A 26,324-nucleotide genomic window follows, 5' to 3' on the forward strand; every position below is an offset into this window, starting at 1 on the left:
CGGAGCCACTGCCTTGGCTATCACCGCCTTCCCCTTCGACAACCAGGACACGACGGAAGACCAGTACAGCAAGCTGTTCCGTGAGCTGCAGGACAGCGGCGTGGTCGGCTCGGCCACCGGCACCGACTGCAAGGTCACCGCCGACGGCTCGGGCATGCGGGTGTTCATCCAGCCCGGCTCGACCTACCTGCGCGGCGTCATGGGCATCTCCGACGCCGTCGAGACCCGCACCATCCAGCCGGCCAGTGCGGCCATCCGCGTCGACCGCGTGGTGTGGCGCATGGACCCGGCCGCCAACACTGCCACCATCGCCGTCATCCAGGGCAGCCCCGGCGGCGGCGTGCCGGCCTTGACCCGGACCAGCTCCGGCGTCTGGGAGGAGCCCCTCGGTCGCATTACGATCAACCCCGGCGACACCAGCGTCAGCCTCACCGCCGTGACCGACGACCGGCGCTTCATCGGCGGCCGGGTCCGGGCCTGGAGCAGCACCCTGCGACCGGACACCCCGCGCGCCTCCGACCTCGGTTACAACCTGTCCACCGGCAAGTGGGAGTTCTGGGACGGCTCGGCTTGGGGCAACCCTGCCTTCCTGGCCGCGCCGCCCCTGCCGATGGTCGAGAAGGTCGATCCCGACACCACCTCGATCACCGCAACCTCCTGGTCGAACGTGTCCTCGATGCCGCTGCTCACCCTCACGCTTCCGATGCCCGCCCTGGTGCAGGTGGAGTACAGCGCCTGGATGGCCATCAACGCGGGTGCATCCGGTGACCTGCGTGCCGGCGTCTCGCACAACGGGGCGGCCCCGCAGGATCTGTTCGGCGGCACCTGGGGAGACGTCCTCTTCCTCTCCGCGCCGGCCGACGGCGGCTTCAGCCAGCAGCACTCCATGGCCAGCACGATGGTCCTGCCGGCCGGCGACCACACTTTCCGCCCCCGGGCCTACCGAAGCGGTAGTCGGGGCAGCACCCTGTCCTACCAGCGACTGCGTGTACGGGCCCTGCGATGGGAGGACCCGCGCTTCCTGGTGATGCCGCGATGATCGAACCTACCGTCCAGGCTGCCATCGCCACCGGGGCGTTCGGCCTTCTACTGGAGATCCTGCGCCGGCAGAACAACAAGCTCAACGAGGTCAAGGACCACACTCGGGCGGCTCGCGCCCAGGTGCAGAACTCGCACGACACCAACCTGCGCGACGACGTCGACAAGGTGCTCGACGGCCTGGGCGACGTCAAGGATCTCCTCCGGCAGCACGGCAAGGACATCGCCGGCATGCGCGAGGAGATCCGCCACGAGCGAGTGGAGCGGGTCTACGTCGAGAAGCGCCTGGACGACCACGTGCGGCTGCACCCGTGACCCGGCCCGACTGGGACACCTACTACCTGGAGAAGCTCGCGCCGGCTGTCGCCACCAGGGCGGACTGCACCCGGAGGCGGGTCGGCGCGGTCATCGTCAACGCCGACCACCGGCAGATCGGGCAGGGGTACAACGGTGCCCCGCCCGGCGAGCCCGGCTGCCTGACCGCAGGGGCATGCCCTCGCGGCCAGATGAGCAACGCCGAGGTCGCGCCCGGCTCCTCCTACGACACCGGCCCCGGCTCGTGCATCAGCGTGCACGCCGAGGTCAACGCGATCCTCGACGCGGGCGGCCGAGCCGCCTGCCTCGGGGCGACCCTCTATGTCACCGACGCCCCCTGCGACGGCTGCGCCCGGATCATCCGCGCCGCCGGCATCGCCCGCGTCGTCCATCCCTGACGGGAGATCACCAGTGGAAGACGAAGTACAGGTGCTCGCCTGCACCGACGAGAACCCCGAGCAGTGCTCCGGCGAGCCGGTCGACGACGACGTGCTCGGCGACTGGGCCTTCCTGGCCGACGGCGAGGTGCACCAGTGACCTGGGTCATCACCGCGCCGGTCAAGCAGATCCGCGACGAGCTGAGTCAGGTCGCCCCCACGCGAGACAGGTCCAGCGATGGCACCGTCGGCGACCTGCGCCACCAGGCCCGCAAGTCCGGCCACAACCCGGACCGCACCGGGAACGCCGAGTACCGCGACGGCGACAACCTTGACGAGGTTCGCGCGGTCGACCTGGACCGCGACCTCAACCGCGTCGGCCTGACCGCCGAGCAGGTGGTCGCGTACCTGGTGGGTCGTTGCCGCGCCGGCCTGGAGCGCCGGATCGCCTACATCATCTTCAACCGCACGATCTGGTCGGCCAGCTCGGGCTGGAAGGGCCGTCGGTACACGGGCTCCAACCCGCACGACCATCACTTCCACATCAGCTTCACCGCCGCATCCGACACCGACGGTCGGCCCTTCGGCCTGGCCACCCTCATCAAGGAGGACGACACCGTGACCCCGAAGCAGTTCCTGGCCATCCTGAACGACCCGGACGTCGCCCGGCTGATGCGGGCCCTGCCCTGGCAGTACGTCGGTGGCGGCATCCCGACCGGCATGAGCACCCTGAAGGTCTTCAACGAGACCTACCTCGCGGCCAAGGCCGCAGCCGGCGACAAGGTCGACGAGGCCGCCATCGTCCAAGGCGTGCTCGCCGGCCTGTCCGCCAAGCAGATCGCCGAGATCGTCGCCACCGCCCTGCCGGCCACCATCGCCAGGCAGGTCGCCGACGACCTGGCCGCCCGCTTGGCGGCCTGATGGGCCGGCACTCGCTGACCCCGGAGAAGCGCGACGCGCGGCGTCGAGCCGTCCGCACCCGGTTCCAGGCATTCCTCGCCGCCTGCTCCGTCCTGCTGGTCGCCGTTCCCGTAGCCCTGGACGCGGTCGGCGAGGCCCTGCCCCCGAAGGTCTACGCGGTGCTGGCCGGCGCGGCCCTGGTGATCACTCAGGTCGCCGGCACCATTACTCGGATCATGGCTCTGCCTGCGGTGCGGTCGTTCATCGACCAGTACCTGCCCTGGCTGTCGGCCGAGTGACCCCGTAAACGAAGAACGCCCCACCGGCAACATCGCTGGTGGGGCGCTATCTTCGTCTCTACTTCGCGGAGGCTCCGGCCTTCTCGGCCTTCATGCGCTCGATGTCCTCGACCGTGGTGACCGGGATCCGGCCTCGCGTCTTCGGCACCGGCCGATCCGCCAGCTTGGTGAGCAGGTCGTTGATCGGCTTCGCGCAGTCGTCGCATAGGTCGGTGCTCACGTTCCCGGCTCGGCTCTTGATGGTGTAAGGACTCGCGTCCTTGGTGCGGTCTGCGCATACGTCGCACAGAGTCAGGTTAACCTTCGCCATGCAGTTCCTCCTCGCATCGTCCTTGTGGTCACATTGACGATACCATGTGGCTTGACGGGACCGCCACGTCCAGTCACACTTGCACTTGTCCGGTTCTGACTATCGCGAGGGGGTCGCATGGTTGCATCGAAGGTTCAGAGCGAACAAGAGATCATACGCTGGTTCGAGCAAGGCAAGACGTATCAGTGGATGGTCGAGGAGTACAAGCGCAAGTACGACATCGATGTCGTGCCTTCGTTTTTCGGCAATTTCCGGCGTCGCCACGGCCTGGAGCGCCGCGTCACCCGCAACGAGGAGCTGATGCCCTGGTTCGTCCAGGAGCAGCACCGCAGCCTTTTCCCTGCTCAGATGCTGCGGGCCGAGGCTCGTCGGCGCGAGGGCAAGGAGCTGAAGCCGGCAGAGGATCGCCGCCTGCAGAGCTTCCTCAAGCGGCTGAAGGACGAAGGGCTCGTCGTTCACTACGACCCGGACACCGATGAGGGTTGGTTCTACGTGCCGGCGCGACCAGACATTGACACCGATCTGATTCGCCGCCCGGCCCGCAAGACCACCCCTCGACCGAAAGCGGACTGATAGATGTCCCCGGCGTTAATAGATGCAGCTCACAGGGTAGATTGGCTCAATGCGGGCGATCATCTATGTGCCGTCCGCGCCGGGGGCATCTCGCACTCGACGCTCAGTTGAGCGAGAGGTCCGCCGACGGGGGCACGTCATCGTAGGAATAACCGAGAGCAAGGCCGAAGCGCAGGCGGCCCTGTCATCCGGAGTCGCCGATGTGGCGGCCGGGAGGCCGGAGCACCTGCTGGACCTTGCCCCTTGGGCCATGGGCATCTCGCGTTCGGCCAGCGCTGCGGGTGCCGCCATTGGCGCGCTGGCCCTGCCCTTCGCCTGGGTGGCTACTCAGGCACGCAGCCGGCCAACCCGGTTCGCCGCGACCAGCGTCTTGGTGGCCGGCGTCGCCGTGGCCGGCGGGCTCTCCATGGGGCTGATGGGCGACGACACACCCGGGCCGCAGGCTGATCCGCCGATCGAAGCGCCGGAGCGACCCGACTGGTCACCACCTCCGACCTTGCTGCCCCCTGGCTTGACGGCGTCTCCAGGGAGCACTCAGCCCCCCTCGCCAGCTCGAACGGCACCGACGGCGGACGCGCCCACGCACTCCACGCCGGCTCGGCCAACCTCCCCTCCGGAGAGTGAGGCGACCAGCTCGCCGCCGGCAGGAAGGACCAGCTCACCGAGGCCGTCCGCGCGGACAGTCACCCCCTCCGCCGCGCCGACGTCGACCCGCCCGGCCACGCCGACAGCCTCCCCGACCCCCATCCCAGATCCCTCCGAACGGGACTGTGTCCTACGTGTGGATGCCCTGGGGATCACCGTTCGGGTGTGCCTCGGGTAGCCGTTCATCTTCCGTTCAGGCTCAAGCCTGGCCCATTGGCCCGTGGTCGATCGTCGATCTATGGGCCAATGTTGTTCTTGGCGGCGCTTCCCGGTAGAACTTGCCGGTCACACTTGCACGTGGCGCGCTGATCCATTAGAGTGAGTCCTGAGCACATCAACACGTCTCCGTGGGGGAGGACGAGCGCGCATGCCGCAGATCGTCGAAGCTGAGCACTACACCATCCACATCGACCGCGACGAGGAGGACTTCCACCTCGACATCACTCCGAACACGACTGGGAGGCACATGACCGAGGCCCTGGCCACCATCAAGGAGGCGGGCCTGGAGCTGATGGACCCTGAGGAGTGTGAGCCGACGATGCTGGACAACGGCAACCTGCGCTACTGGATGGCCTACGCCTGGTGAGCGCCTTCGTCACGCCGGGCTCGGCGAGTGTTGCCAACGAGGTGGTCGACGAGCAGCCGCGCGACCGCTGGAAGCGACCCCTGATCCACGTCCCCGGCAAGGACAAGCTGGTGCCCTACACGCGGTGCACCACCTTCATCGACGTCATCGAGGACAAGTCCGCCCTGGCCAAGTGGGGCAAGCGGATGGTGCTGAGGGGCGCGACGCTGGCCCCGCAGGTCGTCCGCGAGGCGGTGGGCCTCGACCACACGGACCCCGCCGGGAAGAAGCAGCTCGACGCCAAGGCCGAGCACCTGGTCAACGTGGCCGGCGCGAATGACAAGCGGGAGAAGGGGTCCGACACCCACCTGCTGTCGGAGTTCGTCGACCGAGGTGAGCCGCTGCCGGACGTGCTGCAGCGACCCGGTCGGCCACCGACCCCGGTGACCGAGCAGGACCGCAAGGACATGGCCGCCTACATGATGGCGACCCTGGACCTGGAAGTCGTGCACGCGGAGCGCCTGGTGGTGGTCGACGAGATGGAGGTCGCCGGCACCCCGGACCGCGTCTCGTACTACGACGGCCCCGGCCCGGGTGCGTTCATGACCGACGCCGAGAAGGCCAAGGGCGGCCCGCCGGGCTACTTCCCCGACCAGATCGCCGGCAACCTGATCACCGACCTCAAGACCGGCAGCGTCGAGTACGGTGCGCTCAAGATGGCCATGCAGCTCGCCATGTACTCGCGCGGCCAGTTCTACGACTGGAAGACCCAGACTCGCACGCCGCTGCCTGACGTCCGGCCGGACTGGGGGCTGATCGTTCACCTACCCGCCGGCAGTGGGGTGTGCACGGTCTACTGGATCGACCTCGCCATCGGCTGGAAGGGCGTGCAGGTGGCGAAGATCGTGCGGGAGCTGCGCAAGAACAAGAAGGTCATGTTCCCGTTCGACAACGTGAAAGTGTGATCAGCGCAACTCACACTTGCAAGTCACAGCAACACGGCGTAGAGTTAGTTCCAACAGCGAGAGAGGGGCTGAACCAGCCAGTGAGCATCAACAGCGAGCCGAGGGCCCGGGGCCTGCAGGTCACCATCAAGTACGGCAAGGGTTACGAGGACACCTGGGTATCCTTTGCCGGCCTGCGGCAGGAGGTCTTCGACGACATCGTCGACTACTTCGGGCTCGATCGTGATAGTGTGACCGGCCTGACGCTCTCCGAGCTGGTCGTGTCCGCCGCGAACATGGCCCACGCCAAGGGCAATGTCGCCGGCACGCTCGGCGGCACGGTGATCCCGCCGGCCCAGCAGAGCAAGCCGGCACCCGCGAGCGACGTCTGGGACGAGATCGGCCAGGCCGGTCAGTCCAGCTCGCCGGCCGAGCCCGAGGAGGACCCGGTCCTCACCCTCATCAAGGCAGCCCAGTCGGTCGACGAGCTGAAGCGCATCTGGGCCGAGAACCAGGAGCGCGTCGTCGGTGACGCCCTGGTGGCCTGGAAGGCCCGGGGCAAGGAGCTGAAGGCGGCCGGCAAGTGAGCCGCAAGCAGCGTGACCCGCTGGCCGACTTCATCGCCGGCCTGGTCATCCTGCTCGCCCTGATCGGCGGCATCTACGTCAGCCAGAAGGCCCCGTGTGGCCTCTGGAAGTACAGCAAGGTGGCCGACGTCCCGGCCCGCTGCGTCAGCCACTTCACGCGCTGACACCTGCACCACCTGTTCCACCAGTTCACGTGATAATGAGACCAGACCAGGGAGTAACGCAGTGACCTTCACCTTCGCCAAGCCGTCCGCCGGTGAGTTCTTCAAGCCCGCCGAGCACATGAACGACCTGGCCCTGCTGATCGAGCCGAAGTCGATCCGCAAGAACGTCCCGCACACCTACCAGGGTGTCTCCAGCGTCCGCGACGAGCTGACCGCCGACATCACGGTCTTCCGCACCGAGGAGTCCCTGGACAAGGCCCAGCCGAGCCGGGTTATCAAGGGCGCGACGATCGCCCACAAGTACCTGGTCGCCGACCTGGAGGCCGCGATCGGTCAGGTCTTCCTCGGCGTGGTTACCAAGAAGCCGTTCAAGAACGGCGGCTCCGGCTTCGTGTGGAAGTCGGTCGACCCCTCCACCGAGGCGAAGGCGGCCAACTACTTCACCAACCGGGAGGCCGCGATCAGCGCGGCACTGGACGACGCCCCGGACTTCGACTGATCATCCCCCTGAGCCTGGAGGCTGTAGTTCCTTGCTGACCGCTGGTAGGTCGCTGGCACTGCACGCCGAGTCCGGCCGTGAGCTTCCCCGGGTGGCGGCATTCGAGGCGCTGTATGCGCGCGGGTGCCGCCCCCGGCACGGGGAAGTCATCATGGTGGCCGGTCGCTCGGGTACGCAGAAGTCCGGCTTCGCCCTGTACTGGGTGGCGCAGATGAACCTGCCCACCCTCTACTTCTCCGCTGACATGTCCGCCTTCACCGCCAGCTCGCGGCTCGCCTCGATGTTCACGGGCGACACAACCGAGGTGGTCGAGAAGGGCATGGCCATGGGCGGGAAGTACCGAGAGAAGTACCTCGACGCCCTCGGGCAGTCCAACGTGCAGTTCTCCTTCGGTTCCCCGATCACCTGGCAGCAGGTGGATGAGGAGCTGGAGGGCTACGTCGAGCTGCACAACCGGTATCCCGAGGTGGTCTGCTTTGACAATTTGATGGATTTCGACGGCGCTGAGTCGGACTACACCGAGCAGATGGCCGTCATGTCCATGGGCACCGAGCTGGCCCGCAACACCGGGGCCACCACCATCTTCCTGCACCACGCGACGGACAAGAGCTGGGACGCCAAGACCAGCCCCTGGGATCCGCCGTCGCGTGACCAGGTGAAGGGTGGCCTCAGCGAGAAGCCCGAGCTGTCCCTGTCCGTGGCCCTGGACCCCAACACCATGGAGTACAAGGTCGCGTGCATCAAGCAGCGCATGGGGCCATCCGACCCGACGGCCCGCAAGTACGCGATCATGTACTGCGAGCCCGAGCTGACGCGGTTCCACGCCACTCCGCCGCACATCCGGCAACGAACCGAAGGCATGTGATCCTGTGAGCGACGAGGAAGAGAAGGCGCGCGAGGCGTTCCGGGCCGGCTTCAACTACGCGAGCGACCTGGCTGGAGCCTGCTGCGGGTGCAACCTCGCCCCGCTGGAGGAGGAAGAGTTCCAGCGCTGGCGCGAGCGCCGCGACGAAGAGTGAGCGGGTCGGAGCGACACCGGGGCAAGCCGTGCGCCGACTGCGGCAAGAAGAAGGGCCCGAACCAGCAGACCGACCTCCGGTGCTACCGGTGCGGGCTGGCGAAGCGGCGGGAGCGCCGCGATCGGGCTCACGCCGGCCGGGTTGAGCAGACCTACGGCATCACCGGAGACGAGTACCTAACGGTCCTGGCTCACCAGGGCGGGCGGTGCGCGATCTGCCGGCGAGCCAAGGGCTTGAAGCGGAAGCTCGCCGTCGACCACGACCACGCCCTGGAGAAGGAGAAGGGGAGCCGGGCATCCGTGCGCGGCCTGCTCTGCTCCCCCTGCAACAGCGTGCTCGCCCACTTCAGGGACGACATCGAGGCCCTGCTGCGAGCCATCGAATACCTACGCAACCCGCCAGCAAGAGAGGCGCTGAACCTTGACCACCAACCGCAGTAACACGGGCGGCAGCTCGTGACCGCCGCCGACTACTTCGAGGTGGAGGTGCTGCTCGACTTCGCCAACCACGGCGAGGAGCTGTGGGGCCGCTCGGAGATCGAGGCCGTCGAGGAGTTCTTCGACGTCGACCTGGAAGGGGTGTGATCCGGTGCCGCGTCTGAACGGCGACGCCGCCGAGGTATTCAGGGCAGTGATCGTGATCATCACTGAGGATCGCGACGGCAACGAGGTCTCCCGGCTCACTGAGTACGCCGGCCCGTTCGCGGCCAAGGGCCACGCCAAGGCAGCGATCACGTCACTGGAGAACTGGGCGAAGGACTACAACCGCCACTACGGCCCCCGGCACGGCGGCGGGGTCACCAAGCGCATCGAGGCCCGCCGCGAGCGCGCTCCCCTGGCCTGGGAGCGCGTGGAGTGACCGACGAGCGCCCTGACCTTACTGCCGTGCTGGAGCACTACGGGGTGCAGGTCAACCCGTACAAGGTCAGCCAGATGGTCCGGTGTCCGCTCCAGGACGAGGACAGGACGCCGTCGTGCTCGATCAACACCAACACCGGGCTGTTCAACTGCCACTCCTGCGGGGAGGGCGGCGACGCCTACACCTTGATCATGAAGAAGGAGGGGATCGACTTTGTCCGAGCAAGGGCCTTTGCTGCCACTCTCGGCCTCGCAGCGGGAAGCGCTGGAGGAAGCGACGACGGCGTACGCGGGTCAGCTTACGGCGGACGCCGCAAGGTACTTGCTCGGTCGGGGGATCGGAAGGGAGGAGGCGGTTACGTACCGGCTTGGCGTCGTCGTTGACCCGTTCCCGGGCCACTCGCGCTACCGGAACATGCTCGCCATCCCGTACCTCGACAAGGACGGCAAGGCGCTGTCGATCCGCTTCCGCTGCATGGAGGAGCACGACCACCGCGACCACTTCCACGGCAAGTACAACACCGTGAAGGACGAGCCGGCCCGGATGTACAACATCGGCTCACTGTTCCGCGCTGGCGACGAGATCCACGTGACCGAGGGCGAGTTCGACGCGGTCATCCTCAACAAGATCGGCCTGCCGGCGGTCGCCCTTCCGGGGGCGAACAACTTTAAGCCGCGTCACCGCCGGATGCTCGCCGGCTTCTCGCGGGTCTGGGTCTGGGGCGATCCGGATGACGCCGGAGCCGAGTTCACCAACAAGATCACCCGCGCTCTGCGTCAGGCCAAGGGGGTTCGCCTGCGCGACGGGGACGTGACCGACACGTACCTGAAGGGCGGGGCCGAGGCCCTGCTGAAGATCCTGGGAGGGGACAGCCAGTGAAGAAGCGCGTCCCGGTCTACATGAAGGTCGGCAACGGCGACCTGATCGAGGTCGGCACGATCACCGAAGCAAGCGGCCTGCCTCGCCTGCTGCGCCTCATCGCCGACTTCTGGGAGGCGCGACGTCGTGGGTGACGACAGCGACCTGCAGCACGGTGACCTGGCCATGGTGATGCCGCCGGACGGGCAGGAGCCGGCGCTGGCCCGCTTCAACAGCCACTACCCCGACGACCCCGACACGGACTACTGGTCGTTCTTCGGCACCGACTTCACCTGGTGTCGCGACCGGGTCCGCATCATCCAACGAGTAAAGGTGGTACCCCAGTGAGCGAGACCCCGAAGACCCGAGCCCGCCGGACGCGCGCCGCGAAGCCGCAGCCCGCCGTCGAGCCGCAGCCGGAAGCTGTCGAGCCGGCCGAGCCGGAGGTCGACCAGGAGGCGGTCGAGCGGGCCGAGGAGACCGAGGCCAAGGGCAAGCTCCAGGCCGCCATCGACGGCATGACCGACACGATCCGTCGGGCATTCGTCCGCCACCTGGAGGGCGAGACCAGCGCCGAGTACCTGTCCGACTGGCTGGAGCGGTACGGCACCCCGGTGTCGGCGTCCAGCATCCGCGCGTACCGACGGGCCCAGTCTCGTCGAGAGGGCATGTGATAGTGTGAGCGACGACCTGCTGAAGGAGCTGCTCGACAAGCCGGTAGGCCCGGCCATCAAGGCCCGGAAGACCAACCCCGAGCGCGACTTCACCCGGCAGGTCGAGGTTGCGGGCGAGGCCGCCACGGTGACCATCCGGGGCTCCGAAGAGGAGACCACCGAGGACATCGCGGCGGCCCAGCTCTGGGCCGAGGGCCTCGACCCGGCCGAGTGGATGGTGACCGGCTACCGCACGTCCGAGTGGACGATGCCCAGCGGGGAGAAGGGCGTGAGCCGGCGGTTCAGCTACGCCCATCACCCCGCGCCCGCCGAGCCGGCCCGCCCCAACCTCGACGAGCTGTTCGACCGGGTCCGCCTGCACAAGCCGGCCGCCAGCCGGCCCCAGGGTGACCACGGCTTCCTGGTCCTGCTCGGGGACATGCAGTACGGGAAGATCGACGGCGACGGCGTAGAGGGCACCCTGGCCCGCACGCTGGGCTGCCTGGACCGGGCGGCCGACCGGCTACTGATGTACAGCGAGCAGTTCCCGATCGGCCACGTCCACCTGGGCTGGCTGGGCGACCACATCGAGGGCTTCGTCTCGCAGGGCGGGGCCAACACCTGGCGCACCCCGCTGACGCTGAACGAACAGATCCGGCTGACCCGCCGGACCATGCTCTACGCGCTGGAGCTGTTCGCCCCGCTGGCCGACCGGGTCAGCATGGCGGCGGTGCCGGGCAACCACGGCGAGGCGGTGCGGTTCGCCGGCAAGGGCGTGACGCGGTACGACGACTCGCACGACACGGAGTCGCTGATCGCGGTCACTGACGCCGCCCGGCTCAACCCGCAGGCGTTCGGCCACGTCGAGTTCTACGTGCCACAGACCGACGAGCTGACGGTGGTGACCGAGGTGGCCGGCACGGTGGTTGCCCACGCTCACGGTCATCAGTGGAGGCCCGGCCGGCACTTCGAGTGGTGGAAGGGGCAGGCGTTCAACCGGGAGTCGGCCATGCACCAGGCCGACCTGCTGGTCGCCGGCCACCTGCACCACGAGTTCATCGACACGGACGGGCCGCGCACCTTCATCCAGCCGCCGTCGATGGAGAGCGAGTCGACGTGGTGGAAGCACGCGAAGGGCACCGTCGGTGCGCCGGGGCTGATCGTCGCGGTGACCAAGGACGGCGAGACGAACATCAAGGAGGTGGTCCGTAGTGAGTGAGTGGGTTGACTGGTCGGTCCTGGAGTACCCGGGCGTGAAGCGGATCGCCGGCCAGGCGGCGCGGCGGGTGTCCACGGACTACTCCAGCGTTGCCGAGTACGACGACATGCTCCAGGAGGCGCTGCTCATCCTGGCCACCCACCCGGTCCGGGTCCAGCAGTGCGTGAACGGCGAGAACGGGGCCACTCTCGGCACGCTGCAGCACGAGCTGACCTGCGACCTGATCGACAAGGTCAAGCGGAGTGCGGAGCGGGCGACCCGCTCCAGCTCGCTGGACGTCATGCTCGACGCCGGCCAGGAGGTCGAGGAGCGGGGCGAGCAGGCACCGCCGGTCGGGGGCAAGGGCGGCTCGTACACCCGAGAGCTGGTGGAGCAGCTCCTGCCGGCGGTCTGGGACAAGGGCTACGCCTACGGCATGCGCAACCCGACCGCCCCGGATCCGGACATGCCGCGAGCCAAGGCCAACCCCAAGGAGTCGAACACCCTGTACGCGCACCTCGCTGACATCCAGTCGGCGTGGCGGCGAACCCCGCTGACCTGGCTGGAGGCTCGGTCGGTGTTCATGCGGTACGGGCTCGACTGGGAGCACAGGTACATCGCCGCCCACGAGGGCGTGAGCCGTCAGGCCATCACGGCTCGGCTGGACGTCGCCGTCGGCAAGCTGGTCGACCACCTGAACGGGGTGGAGACGCCCGAGCAGGACTGATAGGACGTGCAAGTGTGAGCGGGTGCCCTTTGCGGGTGCCCGCTCTGCTTGCCTCTGACATGATAGTTGGATCGATGACAGGAGCACAACAGCACGTGGACATCATCAAGCTCAACCAGCAGCCGGAGATCCCCTGGGGCCCGACCGGCGAGGTGGTCTACGACCGGACCTACTCCCGCACCAAGCCGGACGGCACCAAGGAGACCTGGCCCGAGACCGTCGAACGGGTCTGCCGGGGCAACCTGGAGCTGGTCTACGGCACCTGGGGCGAGTGGCCCAAGTCGGTCTGGGAGGAGTTCGACCGCCTGCGGCACCACATGCTGCGGTTCGCGATCATCCCCGCCGGCCGTCACCTGTGGGCCTCGGGCGTGAAGGGCCGGCAGTACCTGTTCAACTGCCACGTCTCCGGCTGGGGCGAGAAGCTCTCCGACCACTTCGAGTTCACGTTCCTCCGGTTGATGGAGGGCGGCGGCGTCGGCGCGAACTACAGCTCCCGCTTCCTGCAGCCGTTCGGCGCTCCCCGCCGGCAGCTCAAGGTGCACATCGTCTGCGACCCGATGCACCAGGACTACGAGGAGATGCTGGAGGCTGGCGTCCTGAGCACCGAGTACGACTCGGACTGGGCCGGCGCGTTCAACGTCGAGGACTCCCGTGAGGGCTGGGCTGCCGCCCTGGTCGACCTGCTCGACACCTACATGACCGACGGCGAGGTGCAGCACGCCAACCGCGTCTACGACGTGAGCCGCGTGCGGTGCAAGGGCAGCCGGCTCAAAACGTTCGGCGGCACGGCCAGTGGTCCGGGCCCGTTCGCGGTGATGATGCACGAGGTGGCCCGGGTGCTGAACGGGGCGTTCGCCGAGTGCATCCCGCCCGTTGTGCACTGGGACGCCGCCAAGCCGGCACCGTGGGGTCCGGGCGAGATCGAGCACCGCGAGGACGGCCGGGTCTACTACGCCGGCACCAGCCAGCGGGTGCCGTTCTTCGAGCGGCGCACCCATCTCACCCCGACCGAGGCCATGGAGATCGACCACGCCATCGCCGAGTGTGTGGTGTCGGGCGGCAACCGCCGGTCGGCCCGCATGGCCATCTGTCGCTGGGACGACCCGCACATCTTCGACTTCCTGGCCTGCAAGCAGGACACCGGCAAGCACTGGACGACGAACATCAGCGTCGAGGTGACCGACGAGTTCTTCAAGCAGCTCGCCGAGCAGGGGCCGGACGGCAACCACGCCGGCTGGGTTCACGATGCCGTCGTCAAGGGCATGCTGCTCAACGGCGAGCCGGGCTACTGGAACAGCAGCCTGTCGAACGTCGGCGAGGTCAACGAGGTCGTCGCCACCAACCCCTGCGGCGAGATCGCGCTGGAAGCCTGGGAGAACTGCAACCTCGGCCATGTCAACTTGGACCAGTTCGCCCCCACCCGCAAGGGAGGGCCGGTCGACTGGCTCGGACTCGACGAGGCGCACCGGCTGATCACCCGCTTCCTGATCCGGGCCACCTACGGCGACGTCAACGACCCGAAGCAGGCGGCCAAGCTGGCGGCCAACCGGCGCATCGGCGTGGGCCACCTGGGCGTGCAGGCGTTCTTCGCCAAGCGGGGCTACGCCTACGGCAAGGTGCCGCTGATCGGCGTGCTGCGGCGCGAGCTGCGAGACATGGCCAAGGAGGTGCGCAAGGCTGCCCGTGAGGCGGCGTTCGCGCTGCGCATCCCTGAGCCGGTGAAGGTGACCTGCGTCGCGCCGACGGGCACGATCGCCAAGCTGCCGGGCGTGAGCGAGGGCATCCACCCGATCTACGCCCGCTACTTCATTCGCCGAGTGAGGTTCTCCCTGGCCAGCGCCGAGCAGGCCGAGAAGGTTCAGGAGTTCCAGGCGCAGGGGTTCCATACGGAGCTGTGCCAGTACGACCAGAGCAACCTCACCGCCGTGGTGGAGTTTCCGACCAAGGACAACCTGCTCGACGAGGTCGAGGCGCTCGGCTACAACGCGTACGAGGCGGCCGACCTGGTGCAGTCGGCGGACGAGATCCCGCTGGACGCGATGCTGGCGTTCCAGCAGATGTACCAGGAGGAGTACGCGGACAACGCGGTCAGCTTCACCGCCAACGTGCCGGAGGGGCTGGACGTCAGCAAGGTCGCCGAGACGATCGCGAGCTGGCTGCCGATGCTCAAGGGGACGACGATCATGGTGGACGGCAGTCGGCCGCAGGCCCCGATGGAGCGCATCACGGCGAGCGACTACCAGCAGGCGTCGGCCCGGCTGGTCGCGGACGGCACTGACGAGGACTGCGCGAGCGGTGCCTGCCCGGTCAGATGAGCCGGCGGCTTGCGCGCGTCATGTACCGTGGTCGATCGGGGAGGTGATGCGCTATGTCGAGCGTTATCCGCAGGGCTTCACCTGCAGCGAAGGCGTTCTGGTGGACGATGGTGGTCTGCACCGCAGGCTTCTGGGCTCTGGTCCGGGGGCGTCCACGCTGACCCGATAGACGGTACGAAGAAGGCCCCTCAGCTTCGCGCTGGGGGGCCCTTTTCGTGTTGGTGGGTCAGAGGGAGGGGTCGCTCTTGGCGAGCCCCAGGAAGCCCTTCCAGGCCGCCGGATCGAACGCGAGCACGGGGCCCGCAGGGTCCTTGCTGTCGCGCACGGCAACCATGCCGGGCAGGTTGTCCGCGACCTCTACGCAGTCGCCGCCGCCGGAACCGCTGCGGGTGGACTTACGGAACTTGGCACCGGTCAGGTCCATGACTTCACAACTTCCTTCATCAGCTCGGTCGACTGCCTGCGGGACAGGGCCTCGTTGCGGACCGTCTCCCACCTTGACAGCAGGGTAGCCAGAGTCTCGTCCTTGTCGACGACGGCACCGCCCAGTTGGTTCTCCAGATTACCCACCCAGCCGCCATCCGCGCCCCTCGCCAGAATGAAGGGGCCCGTCAGGCCGACGTGCATCCCGATGTCCGCCGGCACGATGTGGACGCTCAGGGTCGGCCGCTCGGCCAGCTCGATCAGGTGGTGGATCTGCTCGACCATGACGCGCTGGAAGCCCTCGTCGACACGACGGAGCACGATTTCGTCGAGCACCACCACGAACTGCGGTGGCTCCTCGCGGGCCAGGATGGACTGCCGATCCATCCGGGCGGCAAGCCGCTTCTCTACCTGAGCGTCGGTCAGTTTGTCGTCGCAGCGGATCACCGCGCGGGCGTACGCCTCGGTCTGGAGAAGACCGGGGACCAGCGTCGGCTGGTAGCACCTGAGCTGGTCGGCTGCCCGCTCGGCGTCGAGCCACGGCCGGAACCAGGAGGGCTGCCCTGCCAGCTCGGCCAGGTTGAGCAGGGACTCGAATAGCCCGTCCGTCCCCAGCACCTCGTCCGCCCTCTTGACGTAAGGCAGATCCAGCGGGCGCGTACCCGTCTCCACCGAGGACACCAGCGACCCTGAGTAGGCGGCCCGCCGGCCGAATTCCTCCTGATTGAGGCCCGCCGCTATTCGCATCCTGCGGAGCTGCGCTCGGATGAGGTCCGTACCGCGCTCACCTTCCATGACCCCTCCAGGGATTCACCAAGATCGCCAGATGATCGCCAGGCTCGCCGCCAGGACGCCAGGATGCCGACGTGACCAGCCCGTATGCCTTCCGACAGTAGCGGTGTCCTCACAAGACTGTCATCCATGCGACGCCGCCCGGCGACCTCTTCGGGAGCAGGGGCGTACTCGCTGGGCTGCCTGCTGAGGGGTGGGGTAGCCCGGGGCCGCTTCGCCTGAGACCCGGAGCGGCCCCACTCCCAGAATTCGGGGTCCGGGTCGTGGAGGGGGGGAGCGGGTCGCGGCCCGGCCTCCGTGCAACTGGCAGGAGGGGCACAGCATGGATGACGACGACGACCTCACGCGGCCAAGGCATCGGCCGTGCAAGTCGCGGCGCTTCCCAGGGGGCAGGAGATGTGCGTGCCCCTCCTGCCGCACCGCCCGCAGGAAGAAGCGGGAGGCGGAGGGCGGTCAGCCCCCCTCCCTCGCCGACATGATCCCCGATTTCCGCCGCTACGTGCCGCCGCCCTACGACCCGGGCTGGAACGACCCCACGGAGATCAACTGGAACCTGGCCGCCGACTTCTTGACTCGCAGGCAGGAGTTGATACATGGAGAGCTTCAGCACCCGGGCAGCGCCGCCCGCCTCGGGGCCCAAGCCCAACCGCCCCGCATCGTTCGGGGAGCAGGCACCGCACACACCGACCCGGCCGATGTGGTTCTGCCGGGTGGACGGCCAGCCGTGGCCATGCCCCGAAGCGCGACTCCGCCTGCGCGTCGAGTTCGAGGGAGCCTTGCCGGCCCTGACGATCTACCTGGCCGGGATGCTCTACGAGGCGATGAAGGATCTGTTCCACCTGAACCCGCATGACGGCCCAACCCCGCAAGCGCTGTACGAGCGCTTCGTCGGCTGGACCCCGTACCGCCGGCCGATCGTGGAAGACCACAAGTGACCCCGGCAGGGCTGCCGAGGGAGCGCGCCCCACCGGTCCGATCTGAACCGCGCGCCGACTCCCAGGCTCCTCCCATCGCGCTTCATCAACCCCCAGCTCAGTCTTGGACAGGAGACAAGATGACCCCCACCAGATTACGCAACAAGATCGTCGCCGCAGGTGCGACGCTCGCCCTGTCGGCCGCCGCCCTGGTCGCCGCGCAGCCGGCCATCGCCGAGCCCGCCGTCACCCCCGGCTCCACCACCGCCGGCATGATCTACTACCGCGCCACGTTCACGCTCTCGGGATCGGGCGTGACGAACGGCTGGAGCCCCGGCACCATCTACATCCACGGCTACCTCTACCAGCCGTCCGGCGCGCTCGACCGGCAGTACGACAACCAGTGCAACAACTCCACGTACTGCGAACTGCCGACCTGGTCATTCTGCCCCGCCATCCCGGGAGTGTGGCGCTGGTCCGTGCGTGGCAGCGGCCCTGGCGGCAGCGCGAGTGACAGCGCGGTCGCTACCGTTCTGTAGGGCCGACGACAGGAGCAGGCTATGACACAGGTTCCCCGGGTCGAGTTCCCCGTGTGGGACGTCGCGGAGCAGCCGCTTCCGCTGCCCCTGGCTTACTCATCAATGGAGAGTGGGGGGTCGACCTTCGCGGTTGGGCTCACTCGGGGCACCTACCCGGAGGAGGGCGTCGGCGTCTCCGTGTGGTCGTTCGCGCCGAGCGCCCTTGAGGAGTTCCCGCACTGGCCGCTGGAGCACGCAGCCCTGGCCTTCGCGGCACCCCTGGCGACCGCCGAGGGCATCAGTACCCGAGAGGCAGTCGAGCGCATCCGCGACATCCTCCGAGAGGGAAGCGCCGCAACGCTGGAGGTCGACGGGACGGTGGTCGCCGCCGCCATATACCAGATTCACGGTGACTGGCAGGTGGTTGTGTCCACCGAGCCGGGCATCCCCGTTGCCGTGGCCTGCAGTGGTCGAGAGCTGCCGAGCGGCCTGCGGATAGTCCAACCCGAATAGGAGTGCGCCTGCGGCAACAGGCTTTACTCCCCCCGAGGAGAGGGGCCCTGCTCTACGGAGTGGGGCCCTTCTTCGTGCGCTCGACGCGGCCCGCAGACATCGGCGAGGGAGCATCGCTTCACCTGGCCGTCGGCGATCTGGCGAACAGTCACGGTACCGCTTGGGGGGTGGCGGGATACGACTTTCCCCTGGCCAGCCGGCGTTTCAACGCGTTGACCGGACGTTGGGTATGAACTGCTTTCGGCATACAGAGGATGTTCGTACTTCAGGCAACACATCAGCCGGCCGCACGCGCCGGAGATGCGCAGCGGGTTGAGCGGAAGGTCCTGGTCCTTCGCCATCCGGATTGTCACCGGCTCGAAGTCGGTGAGGAACGTGGCACAGCACAGGTCACGACCGCACGAGCCGATGCCGCCCTGCACGCGCGCCGAGTCGCGGGCGGAGAGCTGCCGCAGCTCGACCCGGCAGTGCAGCGTCGCACCCAGATCGCGGACCAGGGAACGGAAGTCCACCCGGTGCGGCGCGGTGAAGTAGATGGTCGTGCGGTCGCTGCCGGACTCCGGCGTGGCCAGGACGTGGTCGACGGCCACCACCTTCATCGGCAGGCCGTGCTCGCGGATCAGCCGCTTGGCGGCCACCTTCGCGTCGGCCTTGCGCCGGCGCAGCAGCTCGTCGCGGTGCAGGTCGTCCTCGCCGGCCAGCCCGGCCAGCTTCGGGAAACCGTCGGTGTCCTCGCTGACCCACTGCGCGGCCCAGACGCACTCGGCCACCTCGGGGCCCTCGTCGGTGGGCACCAGCACCCGGTCCCCCACCCGGGGGCGGAACTCGCCGGGATCGAGGTAGTAGAGGCGCCCGTACCGGTTGAAGCTGACCGCGCAGAGCATGCCCATGCGCCTACCCTACGCGGACCGGAGCGGTCGGACGGCCCACCGGTCGCCGTCCGGTCACACCGTGCAGCGATCCATCCCGGTCGACCGGACCGAACCGGCCCCCGCGCCTCGCCCGGACGGTTGAAACCTGGGCCGGCCCCGGGACAAACGCCCATCCACCGCGTTGAGTGAAGGCATACCTGCGGGGGGTGCAGGGGAAAGCCACGGCGTCGCACGCCGGTGCCCGGCCACCGTCGGAGCGGCGTGCGACGCCGTGGGCCGTCAGTAGCCGATCCGGGTGGTGCCGCCGTAGCGCGGCGCGGAGACGGCGCGGTCCCGCCAGGTCGTCTCCGTCAGGCTCGGCCCCCACTGGCGCAGCAGCGTCTCGGCCCCGTCGTAGGCCACCCCGAGCACACCCAGCACCCGGGTGGCGATCTCGGCCGCCGCCGAAGCGCCGACCGGGCCGGCTTCGACGCCCGGCCGGCTCGCGGCGTGCACGGCGACCGCCTCGGCCGAGCCGACCACCTCGGCGAGCGCCCGCGCCAGGGCGGCCCGGCTGCTCTCCACCCAGCCGGCCAGCGCGTCCGCGTAACCCGCGGTCGACTCCAGCCGCCCGACCAGACTCTCTGGCCCCTCGTCGAGATGCCGGAGCAGGGCGGTGCGCGCCTCGTCGTAGGCCGACGCGGCGGACCCGGACCAGGCGACCGGGTCGGTGAGCACGGCGCAGGTGTCGTCGTACCCCCGGACGAGCCGGCGCACGGCGTGGCCCGCGCCGGTCAGCGGCGCCGGGTGCAGTTCGAGGAACTCCCGCACGGCCACGCCGGGGAGCACCTGCATCCGGCGCAGCAGCGGCCAGAGCCGGTGGCCCTCGGGCGCGCCGGCGGCGAGCAGCGCGTCGACGCGGGTGAGCAGGTCGAGGCCCGGCTCGGCGAGACGGTCCAGCGCGTCCATCAGGCCTCCCGGGCCAGCCGGCGGACGACCGCGTCGTCGGTGGCCGCGTAGCGCTCGGCGGCGCTGCGCAGCGCCGCCGCTGCGGCGGCCAGCCGGTTCGCGGCCGCCTGCGCCTCGCGGGCCCGGTCGGCGGTGGCGGCGGTCCACTGCCGGTGCAGCGCGCGCCCGACCTCGCCGGGCCGGCCGGCCGCGTGGGCGCCGAACGCGGGGTGCGGCGGGTCGGTGGCGGGCACGGTGCGGGCCAGCGTGGTGAGACCGGCGGCGGCCTCGTCGAGGCGGGCGGCCAGCGCACGCAGCGATTCCATGTCAGGCTCCCGCGAGCGGCCGGTAGGCCGCGAACGTCTCGTTGTGTAGTTTCTCCCGGGCCCACTGCGCCGCGTCCGCGGCGGCGCTCACCGCGGCCCGCACCGAACCGGCCACGTCACGCGGGTTGCGCTGGTGCAGCGGGCCGAGGAAGCGCACGTCGGTGATCCGCCCACCGGCCGTGACCACCACCTCGACGAGCCCGTCGGGTGACCGGACGGTGACCTCCACCGTGGCGACCGCCTCGTCGAACTCGGCCTGGAGCGTCTCGATGCGGCGGTAACGCCGCACCGCCTCCTCGATCCAGGCCTCGTCGATCTCCCCCCGCGCCATCGGCGGACTCCTCCCCGGTCGGCGCCGCCGCCCCACCCCGACGCCACCCTCACTGAGCGTGCCGCCTTGGTGACCACGGCATTCCCCGGACCGTACCGCACGTCAATCGCGCGTGTCGATGCCCTGTGGACAGCGTGGGGTGGGGTGGGGTCAGCCCCGCCAGAGCGACAACATCATCGCCTCGACCGCGATCCGCGGCTTGACGTTCGTCTCGATCGCCGCCCGGCACTCCAGCACCGCCTCCAGGCGGCGCAGCGAGCCCTCGGCGTCCCACTTCTGCGCGCCGGCGGCGGCCAGCGTCGCGGTGTCGGTGTGCACCGGGGCGACCGGCGCCCGCAGCGCCATGGTGAGCGCGTCCCGGTAGAAGCCGGCCAGGTCGACGAGCGCCCGGTCCAGCGCGTCCCGCTGGGCCCGGGTGGCCCGCGACTTCTGCCGCTTCTCCAGGTCCTTGAGCTGGCCGGCGGCGCCCCGCATGGCCCCGGCCGCACCCCGGCCGGTGCCGCCGGCGCCGAGCGCGGTCTGCAACGCCGCCCGCTCCGCCTCGTCGACCTCGGCGACCGAGGCGGCGGCCTCCGCCTCGGCGGCCTCGATCAGCGCCGAGGCGGCGTCGAACGCGGCGCCCACGCCGGTGAGCCGGCGCGGCACGGCCAGCACGGCGTCCCGCCGCTGCCGGGCCTCCGGGTCGCGGGCCAGCCGCCGGGCCCGGCCCACGTGCCCCTGGGCGGCTGCGGCGGCCCACTCGGCCACGTCCGGGGCGATGCCGTCCCGACGGACCAGCACCTCGGCCACCGCGCCGGCCGGTGGCTGGCGCAGCGGCACGACCCGGCACCGCGACCGGATGGTCACCGAGACGTCGTCCGGGTGGGTGGACGGGGCGCAGAGCAGGAAGACCGTACGCGGAGGCGGCTCCTCGACCGCCTTGAGCAACGCGTTGCCGGCGGCCTCGGTGAGCCGGTCGGCGTCCTCGATGATCACGATCTGCCAGCGACCGCCGGAGGGCGTGCTCGCCGCCCGCAGCACCAGCGCGCGCATCTCGCCGACGCCGATGGAGAGCCCCTCGGGCACCACGAGCCGCACGTCGGCGTGGGTGCCGGCCAGCGTGGTGTGGCAGCCGGGGCAACGACCGCAGCCGGTGCCGTGCACGCACTGGAGCGCGGCGGCGAACGCCCGGGCGGCCACCGACCGGCCGGAACCGGGTGGCCCGGTGAAGATCCACGCGTGCGTCATCCCGGCACCGGGGTCGGCGGAGGCGGGGTCGGCGGTGGGCGCCGTCGCGCCCGGGTCGCCGGTCGCACCGGGCCCTTCCGGGTCGCCCGGCTCGTCGAACTGCTCGGCGAGCGCGTCGAGGTCGTCGTACCCGTCGGGGTCTCCGCCGCCGGTCGGGGCGCCCGCGCCGGCCGCCCCGAGGGTGGCGGCGCGCAGCAGCGCGGCGGCCGAGGCGGCGGCGCGCCGCAGCGTGGCCACCGCCTCGTCCTGCCCGACCAGATCGCCGAAGACGTCCGTCACTGTCGGCGTTGCTCCATCGTCACCAGCTCCGATTCGGATAACTCGGGCTGGACCGAGGTGTCCGGGCCCTGGGCCGGACGCGGGTGCACGATGCCGGCCGGGTCGACGAGGAACTCGTCCACCCGGCGGGCGACCGCGTCGGCGATCTCCTCGACCGGGCGGGACGCGTCGAGGACCAGGTAACGCTTCGGGTCGCCGGCGGCCAGGTCGAGGAACGCGTACCGGACCCGCTCGTGGAACGCCAGCGACTCGGCCTCCAGCCGGTCGGTGCCCTCCCGACGGGCCGTCACCCGGCCGAGCCCGGTGCGCGGCTCGACGTCGAGCAGGACCACCAGGTCGGGCTTGAGCCCCCCGGTGGCCCAGGAGGAGAGCCACGAGACCTCGTCCACCGGCAGCGTCCGGCCGGCGCCCTGGTACGCCAGCGACGAGTCGACGTACCGGTCACTGATCACCACCGCGCCCCGCACCAGCGCCGGGCGGACCACGGTGGCCACGTGGTGGGCCCGGTCGGCGGCGTAGAGCAGCGCCTCGGCACGCGGCGACGGCGCGTCGTCGGAGCTGGTGCCCAGCACCAGCGAGCGGATCCGCTCACCGACCCCGGTGGCGCCCGGCTCGCGGGTGACCACCACGTCCCGCCCGTCGCCGCGCAGCCGCTCGGCGAGCGCGGCGAGCTGGGTGGACTTGCCGGCGCCCTCGCCGCCCTCGAAGACCACGAAGAGGCCGGAGGAGACGAACGACTCGGCCGGCATCAGCGGGCGGCCCCGGATCGAGCCCCAGAGGTCGGCCAGGACCGGCACGCCCTTCTTGTCGTCCATCTGGCCGAACGCGCTGATCCCGGCGAAGATGCCGGCCGCGCCGGCGGCGAGCAGCAGCAGGCGGGTCGAGGAGATGGAGATGCCCAGGTCGGCGATGGTGAGCTGGCGGGAGCCGCCGACGCCGACCAGGAGGCTGCTCAGCGCGATGGCCAGGATCAGCACCAGCCGGGTGCCGATCTGCACCACCGCGAAGACCCGGCCGCGCACCTCGTCGGCGACCTCGCCGCCGAGCAGCGTGGTGCCGGCCAGGAACGCCATGCCGGCGCCGGCGCCGACCAGGATCGCGCCGAGGATGGCCATGGACAGGTGGATGGCGAACGCCAGCACCAGCACGGAGGCGCTGGCCAGCACGATGCTCATGCCGAACCAGCGGCGTCGGGACATGTCCCGCACGACCATCGGCCCCAGCCCGATGCCGAGCGCCAGGCCGACGAAGATCGCGCCGAAGAGCAGCGAGAACGCGGCGTCACCGGCGCCGAGCGAGTTGGCGAAGAACTTGCCGGTGCCGACCACGATGCCGCCGCCGGCGAACGCGCCGAAGATGCCCAGCACCAGGCCACGGACCAGCGGCGTCTGGCCGATGAACTTCCAGCCGTCGGCGAACTGGCGGAACATGCTCTGCTCGGTGCGCTGGGCCTCGCCGCGCTGGGCCTCGCTGATCTCCTTGATCCCGAACGCCACCACCAGCGCGGTGGCCAGCCGGGAGAAGGCGTTGAACCAGAGCGCGAGCTGGGCCGGCTGGGCCCAGTCGGGCAGGTTGCCGCCGACCACGCCGGGCAGGCCGCGGGTCAGCACCGCCAGCGCGACGGCGGCGGCCACCGGCGTCAGGCCGTACGTGGTGATCAGCGTGAGCTGGTTGGCGGCCTCCAGCCGGGTACGCGGGATCAGGTTGGGGACCGCCGCCTCCTTGGCCGGGATCCACAGCAACGTGATCGACTCGATCAGGAAGGTGGCGATCAGCGCCCAGCCGACCACCAGGCCGCCCGCCGCGCCGGTGAGCGCGTAGAGCGGGATCGAGGCGAACAGCACGAAGCGCAGCAGGTCGCAGATGACCATCGTCCACCGGCGGTCGAACCGGTCGGCGAAGACGCCCGCCACCGGGCCGAGCACCAGCGCCGGCAGCAGCCGGATCGCGGTGACGCCGCCGAACGCCGCGCCCTGGGCGGTGCTGCCGGAGACCTGCGAGGCGGCGAACAGGGCGGTGGCGAGCAGGCCGAGCCAGTCGCCGAAGGAGGCGGCGCTGAGCACGATCCACAGCCGGCGGAACGGCCGGATGCGCAGCACCGAGCGGATGGCGGCGAACCCGGACCGGTCGGCGGCTGTCCCGGACGACGACACGCCGGACGACTCGCCGTTCTTCTGGCTTTCGATGGCCGTACCTCCACGTGCCGGCCCAGGTCTGGGCATCCCCGGTGGAACACTCTAGCCGCGCGGAGGGCGTCGCCCCCCGTGACATCGCCTGTTCGCCGAGCCTAGGCCGCCGGGACCACCGCCCGCAGCCCGGACAGACGCGAGGGTATTTCGCATTGCCGTCCGGACAGTTAGCGTGCAGACGTGGCCATCGACCGTGCCGAACTTCGCGATCGTCTCGACCGGGCGACCGCCCACCTCGACCCGCCGTACGCGGTGGTCGACCTCTCCTCGTTCGACGACAACGCCGACGCGCTGGCCGGCCGGGCCGGGGGCAAGCCGCTGCGCGTGGCGAGCAAGTCGGTGCGGGTCCGCGAGCTGCTCACCCGCGCGCTCAAGCGCCCCGGCTGGCGCGGTGTGATGGCCTTCACGCTGCCCGAGGCGCTCTGGCTCGCCCGCACCGGCGTCGCCGACGACGTGCTGGTCGCGTACCCGACCGCACACCGGGGGGCGCTCGCCGAGCTGGCCGCCGACCGGGCGCTCGCCGACGCGGTCACGCTCATGGTCGACGACGCCGGGCAGCTCGACCTGATCGACCGGGTGTGCCCGCCCGGCAGTCGGCCCGCGCTGCGTGTCTGCCTCGACCTGGACGCCTCCTGGCGACCACTGCGGGGCCGGGTGCACGTCGGCGTGCGCCGCTCCCCGGTGCACAGCGCCCGGGCGGCCGGCACGCTCGCCGCCGCCGTCGCCGGCCGGCCGGGCTTCCGGCTGGTCGGCCTGATGTCGTACGAGGCACAGATCGCCGGTCTCGGGGACGCCCCGCCCGGGCAGGCGGCGCTCGGCTCGGCGATCCGGGTCGCGCAGCGCGGGTCGTACCGGGAACTGCTGGCCCGCCGCTCGGCCGCGGTCGCCGCGGTCCGCGAGCACGCCGACCTGGAGTTCGTCAACGGCGGCGGCACCGGCAGCGTGGCCGCCACCAGCGCCGACCCGGCGGTCACCGAGGTCACCGCCGGCTCCGGCCTGTACGGCCCGACGCTGTTCGACGCGTACCGCGCTTGGCGGCCCACCCCGGCGGCGTTCTTCGCCTGCGCGGTGGTCCGCCGGCCGGCGCCCGGGCTGGCCACCGTGCTCGGCGGCGGCTGGATCGCCTCCGGCCCGGCGGCGGAGAGCCGGCTGCCCCGGCCGTGGCTGCCGGAGGGGCTGAAGCTGCTCGGCGCGGAGGGCGCGGGCGAGGTGCAGACCCCGCTCGCCGGCGACGCCGCGGACGACCTCCGGGTCGGCGACCGGGTGTGGTTCCGCCACGCCAAGGCGGGCGAGGTGTGCGAGCACGTCAACGAGGTGCACCTGGTCGACGGCGACGCCGTGGTGGCGACCGTGCCCACCTACCGGGGCGAGGGCCACGCGTTCCTCTGACCGGGCAGGAACAGGTCGGGACATGACGACGGCGGGCCCCGGCGCACTCTCAGAACCCGCCGCTCGGCGTGCCGCTCAGCCCTGTGGGACGGCCTCGGTCGGGGCGTCGACCTGACGGTGCAGGTACTCCCGGATGAGTGCCTTCGCCTCGACCAGCACCCGCTCGTCGCCGTCGGCACGGCGGCGGAACGCCAGCTTGATCAGGGCGTCGGCGGCCTCCACCGCGACCTCCAGGTGGAACCGCAGGTCGGGCACGCCGGCCAGACCGAACCGCTCGGTGAGCACGCGGGCGAGCTGCTCCGCGATGACCCCGTTGTTGTCGCGCTGGTCGTCCAGCAGGTGCAGGTCGACCACGTCGCCGAAGTGCAGGGTACGGAAACCGGGCACCGTGCGGTGCATCGAGATGTACTCGTCGATCGCCGCGTCGACCCCGTCCCACCAGTGGGTCAGGTCGTCCGAGGCGAAGCGCTCGTCGAGCCGCTGGAGGTAGGACTCCATGGTCCGCAACGTCAGCGCCTGCACGATCGCCCGCTTGTCCGGAAAGAACTGGTAGACCGACCCGATCGCCACCTCGGCGCGCTCGGCGAGCAGGGTCGTGGTCAACCCCTCGTACCCCACCTCGTCGACGAGCTCGGCGCAGGCGTCCAGCATCCGCTGGACCCGCGCGACACTTCGACCCTGCACCGGTACCCGACGCAGCGGCCCGGTCGTGGCGGCTGGTGTGGACACTCGGCGCCACCCCCCTTCGACGGTTGAACATATCCGCACGTCACGAGTCTG

The 26,324-nt window shown here is 70.2% G+C and carries 39 protein-coding genes; 29 read left to right on the forward strand and 10 right to left on the reverse strand.

Features of this window, described 5'->3' with window-relative positions:
• Positions 1–13: 13 nt before the first annotated feature.
• The 6 genes from AB0B02_RS02985 to AB0B02_RS03010 are packed head-to-tail and all read left to right on the forward strand — an operon-like array spanning position 14 to position 2,929.
• Positions 14–1,039, forward strand: coding sequence for a hypothetical protein (locus tag AB0B02_RS02985; protein ID WP_357295290.1), 1,026 nt, complete (start codon positions 14–16; stop codon positions 1,037–1,039).
• Complete coding sequence (locus AB0B02_RS02990; RefSeq protein ID WP_357295296.1) at positions 1,036–1,353, forward strand: DUF2746 domain-containing protein; 318 nt, start codon at positions 1,036–1,038, stop codon at positions 1,351–1,353. The genes AB0B02_RS02985 and AB0B02_RS02990 overlap by 4 nt, the downstream gene beginning before the upstream one ends.
• Positions 1,350–1,751, forward strand: coding sequence for a deaminase (locus AB0B02_RS02995; protein ID WP_357295301.1), 402 nt, complete (start codon positions 1,350–1,352; stop codon positions 1,749–1,751). Before AB0B02_RS02990 ends, AB0B02_RS02995 begins: the two co-directional genes overlap by 4 nt.
• A gap of 13 nt (positions 1,752–1,764) precedes the next feature.
• Entirely contained in the window at positions 1,765–1,890 is a 126-nt protein-coding gene (locus tag AB0B02_RS03000; protein ID WP_357295305.1) for a hypothetical protein, read from the forward strand.
• Positions 1,887–2,651, forward strand: coding sequence for a hypothetical protein (locus tag AB0B02_RS03005; RefSeq protein ID WP_357295311.1), 765 nt, complete (start codon positions 1,887–1,889; stop codon positions 2,649–2,651). The genes AB0B02_RS03000 and AB0B02_RS03005 overlap by 4 nt, the downstream gene beginning before the upstream one ends.
• A complete protein-coding gene (locus AB0B02_RS03010; RefSeq protein WP_357295316.1) occupies positions 2,651–2,929 on the forward strand; it encodes a hypothetical protein in 279 nt (92 codons plus the stop codon). Before AB0B02_RS03005 ends, AB0B02_RS03010 begins: the two co-directional genes overlap by 1 nt.
• A 58-nt stretch (positions 2,930–2,987) precedes the next feature.
• Here the strand turns inward: AB0B02_RS03010 and AB0B02_RS03015 are convergent, their stop codons facing one another.
• Positions 2,988–3,149: a hypothetical protein gene (locus tag AB0B02_RS03015; RefSeq protein WP_357295321.1), complete on the reverse strand. Its 162-nt coding sequence runs from the start codon at positions 3,147–3,149 to the stop codon at positions 2,988–2,990.
• 207 nt (positions 3,150–3,356) lie between these two features.
• On the opposite strand from AB0B02_RS03015, the gene AB0B02_RS03020 reads away from it, so the two are divergent.
• The 19 genes from AB0B02_RS03020 (at position 3,357) to nrdJ (ending at position 14,844) form a co-directional block, all read left to right on the forward strand.
• Complete coding sequence (locus tag AB0B02_RS03020; RefSeq protein ID WP_357295324.1) at positions 3,357–3,812, forward strand: hypothetical protein; 456 nt, start codon at positions 3,357–3,359, stop codon at positions 3,810–3,812.
• 1,012 nt (positions 3,813–4,824) lie between these two features.
• The gene (locus tag AB0B02_RS03025; RefSeq protein WP_357295327.1) at positions 4,825–5,043 is read left to right on the forward strand and encodes a hypothetical protein; all 219 of its coding nucleotides are present in this window, start codon (positions 4,825–4,827) and stop codon (positions 5,041–5,043) included.
• Positions 5,040–5,987 (forward strand): hypothetical protein, encoded by a 948-nt coding sequence (locus AB0B02_RS03030; RefSeq protein WP_357295332.1) that lies wholly within the window; start codon positions 5,040–5,042, stop codon positions 5,985–5,987. The genes AB0B02_RS03025 and AB0B02_RS03030 overlap by 4 nt, the downstream gene beginning before the upstream one ends.
• Before the next feature lie 80 nt (positions 5,988–6,067).
• Positions 6,068–6,553, forward strand: coding sequence for a hypothetical protein (locus AB0B02_RS03035; RefSeq protein WP_357295335.1), 486 nt, complete (start codon positions 6,068–6,070; stop codon positions 6,551–6,553).
• Positions 6,550–6,717 (forward strand): hypothetical protein, encoded by a 168-nt coding sequence (locus AB0B02_RS03040; protein ID WP_357295338.1) that lies wholly within the window; start codon positions 6,550–6,552, stop codon positions 6,715–6,717. The genes AB0B02_RS03035 and AB0B02_RS03040 overlap by 4 nt, the downstream gene beginning before the upstream one ends.
• Before the next feature lie 61 nt (positions 6,718–6,778).
• Positions 6,779–7,216, forward strand: a complete 438-nt coding sequence (locus tag AB0B02_RS03045; RefSeq protein WP_357295341.1) for a hypothetical protein — start codon at positions 6,779–6,781, stop codon at positions 7,214–7,216.
• A gap of 91 nt (positions 7,217–7,307) precedes the next feature.
• Positions 7,308–8,081, forward strand: coding sequence for an AAA family ATPase (locus AB0B02_RS03050; protein ID WP_357295345.1), 774 nt, complete (start codon positions 7,308–7,310; stop codon positions 8,079–8,081).
• 4 nt (positions 8,082–8,085) lie between these two features.
• Positions 8,086–8,235 carry a hypothetical protein gene (locus AB0B02_RS03055; protein ID WP_357295350.1) on the forward strand — a complete coding sequence of 50 codons (150 nt, stop codon included), beginning with the start codon at positions 8,086–8,088 and terminating at the stop codon, positions 8,233–8,235.
• The gene (locus AB0B02_RS03060; RefSeq protein WP_357295353.1) at positions 8,232–8,675 is read left to right on the forward strand and encodes an endonuclease VII domain-containing protein; all 444 of its coding nucleotides are present in this window, start codon (positions 8,232–8,234) and stop codon (positions 8,673–8,675) included. Before AB0B02_RS03055 ends, AB0B02_RS03060 begins: the two co-directional genes overlap by 4 nt.
• 15 nt (positions 8,676–8,690) lie before the next feature.
• Positions 8,691–8,819 (forward strand): hypothetical protein, encoded by a 129-nt coding sequence (locus AB0B02_RS03065; protein WP_357295359.1) that lies wholly within the window; start codon positions 8,691–8,693, stop codon positions 8,817–8,819.
• A gap of 4 nt (positions 8,820–8,823) precedes the next feature.
• The gene (locus tag AB0B02_RS03070) at positions 8,824–9,093 is read left to right on the forward strand and encodes a hypothetical protein (RefSeq protein ID WP_357295363.1); all 270 of its coding nucleotides are present in this window, start codon (positions 8,824–8,826) and stop codon (positions 9,091–9,093) included.
• The gene (locus AB0B02_RS03075; protein ID WP_357295370.1) at positions 9,090–9,476 is read left to right on the forward strand and encodes a CHC2 zinc finger domain-containing protein; all 387 of its coding nucleotides are present in this window, start codon (positions 9,090–9,092) and stop codon (positions 9,474–9,476) included. Before AB0B02_RS03070 ends, AB0B02_RS03075 begins: the two co-directional genes overlap by 4 nt.
• Positions 9,477–9,507: 31 nt before the next feature.
• Entirely contained in the window at positions 9,508–9,972 is a 465-nt protein-coding gene (locus AB0B02_RS03080) for a toprim domain-containing protein (protein WP_357295376.1), read from the forward strand.
• On the forward strand, positions 9,969–10,106 hold the full coding sequence (locus AB0B02_RS03085) for a hypothetical protein (protein ID WP_357295381.1): 138 nt from the start codon (positions 9,969–9,971) through the stop codon (positions 10,104–10,106). The genes AB0B02_RS03080 and AB0B02_RS03085 overlap by 4 nt, the downstream gene beginning before the upstream one ends.
• On the forward strand, positions 10,099–10,299 hold the full coding sequence (locus AB0B02_RS03090; RefSeq protein WP_357295385.1) for a hypothetical protein: 201 nt from the start codon (positions 10,099–10,101) through the stop codon (positions 10,297–10,299). The genes AB0B02_RS03085 and AB0B02_RS03090 overlap by 8 nt, the downstream gene beginning before the upstream one ends.
• Complete coding sequence (locus tag AB0B02_RS03095) at positions 10,296–10,625, forward strand: hypothetical protein (RefSeq protein WP_357295391.1); 330 nt, start codon at positions 10,296–10,298, stop codon at positions 10,623–10,625. The genes AB0B02_RS03090 and AB0B02_RS03095 overlap by 4 nt, the downstream gene beginning before the upstream one ends.
• A gap of 4 nt (positions 10,626–10,629) precedes the next feature.
• Positions 10,630–11,823: a hypothetical protein gene (locus AB0B02_RS03100; RefSeq protein WP_357295396.1), complete on the forward strand. Its 1,194-nt coding sequence runs from the start codon at positions 10,630–10,632 to the stop codon at positions 11,821–11,823.
• Entirely contained in the window at positions 11,816–12,529 is a 714-nt protein-coding gene (locus AB0B02_RS03105) for a hypothetical protein (RefSeq protein WP_357295399.1), read from the forward strand. Before AB0B02_RS03100 ends, AB0B02_RS03105 begins: the two co-directional genes overlap by 8 nt.
• Positions 12,530–12,603: 74 nt before the next feature.
• Entirely contained in the window at positions 12,604–14,844 is a 2,241-nt protein-coding gene (gene nrdJ, locus AB0B02_RS03110) for a ribonucleoside-triphosphate reductase, adenosylcobalamin-dependent (protein WP_357295408.1), read from the forward strand.
• 226 nt (positions 14,845–15,070) lie between these two features.
• On the opposite strand, the gene AB0B02_RS03115 is transcribed toward nrdJ, so the two are convergent.
• Both AB0B02_RS03115 and AB0B02_RS03120 read right to left on the reverse strand, forming a co-directional pair.
• On the reverse strand, positions 15,071–15,268 hold the full coding sequence (locus tag AB0B02_RS03115; protein WP_357295413.1) for a DUF397 domain-containing protein: 198 nt from the start codon (positions 15,266–15,268) through the stop codon (positions 15,071–15,073).
• Positions 15,259–16,062: a helix-turn-helix transcriptional regulator gene (locus tag AB0B02_RS03120; RefSeq protein ID WP_357295423.1), complete on the reverse strand. Its 804-nt coding sequence runs from the start codon at positions 16,060–16,062 to the stop codon at positions 15,259–15,261. The genes AB0B02_RS03115 and AB0B02_RS03120 overlap by 10 nt, the downstream gene beginning before the upstream one ends.
• A gap of 590 nt (positions 16,063–16,652) precedes the next feature.
• On the opposite strand from AB0B02_RS03120, the gene AB0B02_RS03125 reads away from it, so the two are divergent.
• From AB0B02_RS03125 to AB0B02_RS03135, 3 genes are all read left to right on the forward strand, one after another.
• On the forward strand, positions 16,653–16,994 hold the full coding sequence (locus AB0B02_RS03125) for a hypothetical protein (protein WP_357295429.1): 342 nt from the start codon (positions 16,653–16,655) through the stop codon (positions 16,992–16,994).
• A 119-nt stretch (positions 16,995–17,113) separates the two neighbouring features.
• Positions 17,114–17,512: a hypothetical protein gene (locus tag AB0B02_RS03130; protein WP_357295436.1), complete on the forward strand. Its 399-nt coding sequence runs from the start codon at positions 17,114–17,116 to the stop codon at positions 17,510–17,512.
• 21 nt (positions 17,513–17,533) lie between these two features.
• The gene (locus AB0B02_RS03135; RefSeq protein WP_357295440.1) at positions 17,534–18,004 is read left to right on the forward strand and encodes a hypothetical protein; all 471 of its coding nucleotides are present in this window, start codon (positions 17,534–17,536) and stop codon (positions 18,002–18,004) included.
• Positions 18,005–18,027: 23 nt separating this feature from the next.
• Here the strand turns inward: AB0B02_RS03135 and ricT are convergent, their stop codons facing one another.
• The 6 genes from ricT to tmk all read right to left on the reverse strand — a co-directional run bounded on the left by ricT (position 18,028) and on the right by tmk (position 24,119).
• Complete coding sequence (ricT, locus tag AB0B02_RS03140; RefSeq protein WP_357295450.1) at positions 18,028–18,894, reverse strand: regulatory iron-sulfur-containing complex subunit RicT; 867 nt, start codon at positions 18,892–18,894, stop codon at positions 18,028–18,030.
• 261 nt (positions 18,895–19,155) lie between these two features.
• Positions 19,156–19,824 (reverse strand): hypothetical protein, encoded by a 669-nt coding sequence (locus AB0B02_RS03145; RefSeq protein WP_281943499.1) that lies wholly within the window; start codon positions 19,822–19,824, stop codon positions 19,156–19,158.
• A complete protein-coding gene (locus AB0B02_RS03150) occupies positions 19,824–20,129 on the reverse strand; it encodes a hypothetical protein (RefSeq protein WP_107154722.1) in 306 nt (101 codons plus the stop codon). The genes AB0B02_RS03145 and AB0B02_RS03150 overlap by 1 nt, the downstream gene beginning before the upstream one ends.
• A 1-nt stretch (position 20,130) precedes the next feature.
• Positions 20,131–20,460, reverse strand: a complete 330-nt coding sequence (locus tag AB0B02_RS03155) for a YbaB/EbfC family nucleoid-associated protein (protein WP_281943503.1) — start codon at positions 20,458–20,460, stop codon at positions 20,131–20,133.
• 150 nt (positions 20,461–20,610) lie between these two features.
• Entirely contained in the window at positions 20,611–21,966 is a 1,356-nt protein-coding gene (locus AB0B02_RS03160) for a DNA polymerase III subunit delta' (RefSeq protein WP_281943505.1), read from the reverse strand.
• Positions 21,963–24,119, reverse strand: a complete 2,157-nt coding sequence (gene tmk / locus AB0B02_RS03165; RefSeq protein ID WP_357295490.1) for a dTMP kinase — start codon at positions 24,117–24,119, stop codon at positions 21,963–21,965. The genes AB0B02_RS03160 and tmk overlap by 4 nt, the downstream gene beginning before the upstream one ends.
• A 216-nt stretch (positions 24,120–24,335) precedes the next feature.
• Between tmk and AB0B02_RS03170 the strand changes: the two genes are divergently transcribed.
• Positions 24,336–25,544 (forward strand): amino acid deaminase/aldolase, encoded by a 1,209-nt coding sequence (locus AB0B02_RS03170; RefSeq protein WP_281943509.1) that lies wholly within the window; start codon positions 24,336–24,338, stop codon positions 25,542–25,544.
• A 75-nt stretch (positions 25,545–25,619) separates the two neighbouring features.
• Here AB0B02_RS03170 and AB0B02_RS03175 read toward each other — a convergent pair whose 3' ends face one another.
• Positions 25,620–26,195, reverse strand: a complete 576-nt coding sequence (locus AB0B02_RS03175) for a TetR/AcrR family transcriptional regulator (RefSeq protein ID WP_281943818.1) — start codon at positions 26,193–26,195, stop codon at positions 25,620–25,622.
• Positions 26,196–26,324 lie beyond the last annotated feature (129 nt).

Origin of the sequence: Micromonospora sp. NPDC049240 (assembly GCF_040647835.1) — a bacterium.
GTDB lineage: Bacteria > Actinomycetota > Actinomycetes > Mycobacteriales > Micromonosporaceae > Micromonospora.

Excerpts from the sequence above, each read along its gene's own strand:
- nrdJ (WP_357295408.1), top strand. The coding sequence starts at position 12,604 with ATGACAGGAGCACAACAGCACGTGGACATCATCAAGCTCAACCAGCAG.
- AB0B02_RS03025 (WP_357295327.1), top strand. The coding sequence starts at position 4,825 with ATGCCGCAGATCGTCGAAGCTGAGCACTACACCATCCACATCGACCGC.
- AB0B02_RS03175 (WP_281943818.1), bottom strand. The coding sequence starts at position 26,195 with ATGCTGGACGCCTGCGCCGAGCTCGTCGACGAGGTGGGGTACGAGGGG.
- AB0B02_RS03115 (WP_357295413.1), bottom strand. The coding sequence starts at position 15,268 with ATGGACCTGACCGGTGCCAAGTTCCGTAAGTCCACCCGCAGCGGTTCC.
- ricT (WP_357295450.1), bottom strand. The coding sequence starts at position 18,894 with ATGGGCATGCTCTGCGCGGTCAGCTTCAACCGGTACGGGCGCCTCTAC.
- AB0B02_RS03145 (WP_281943499.1), bottom strand. The coding sequence starts at position 19,824 with ATGGACGCGCTGGACCGTCTCGCCGAGCCGGGCCTCGACCTGCTCACC.
- AB0B02_RS03150 (WP_107154722.1), bottom strand. The coding sequence starts at position 20,129 with ATGGAATCGCTGCGTGCGCTGGCCGCCCGCCTCGACGAGGCCGCCGCC.
- AB0B02_RS03120 (WP_357295423.1), bottom strand. The coding sequence starts at position 16,062 with ATGGAAGGTGAGCGCGGTACGGACCTCATCCGAGCGCAGCTCCGCAGG.
- AB0B02_RS03080 (WP_357295376.1), top strand. The coding sequence starts at position 9,508 with ATGCTCGCCATCCCGTACCTCGACAAGGACGGCAAGGCGCTGTCGATC.
- AB0B02_RS03135 (WP_357295440.1), top strand. The coding sequence starts at position 17,534 with ATGACACAGGTTCCCCGGGTCGAGTTCCCCGTGTGGGACGTCGCGGAG.
- AB0B02_RS03155 (WP_281943503.1), bottom strand. The coding sequence starts at position 20,460 with ATGGCGCGGGGGGAGATCGACGAGGCCTGGATCGAGGAGGCGGTGCGG.
- AB0B02_RS03130 (WP_357295436.1), top strand. The coding sequence starts at position 17,114 with ATGACCCCCACCAGATTACGCAACAAGATCGTCGCCGCAGGTGCGACG.
- AB0B02_RS03020 (WP_357295324.1), top strand. The coding sequence starts at position 3,357 with ATGGTTGCATCGAAGGTTCAGAGCGAACAAGAGATCATACGCTGGTTC.
- AB0B02_RS03125 (WP_357295429.1), top strand. The coding sequence starts at position 16,653 with ATGGAGAGCTTCAGCACCCGGGCAGCGCCGCCCGCCTCGGGGCCCAAG.
- AB0B02_RS02990 (WP_357295296.1), top strand. The coding sequence starts at position 1,036 with ATGATCGAACCTACCGTCCAGGCTGCCATCGCCACCGGGGCGTTCGGC.
- AB0B02_RS03010 (WP_357295316.1), top strand. The coding sequence starts at position 2,651 with ATGGGCCGGCACTCGCTGACCCCGGAGAAGCGCGACGCGCGGCGTCGA.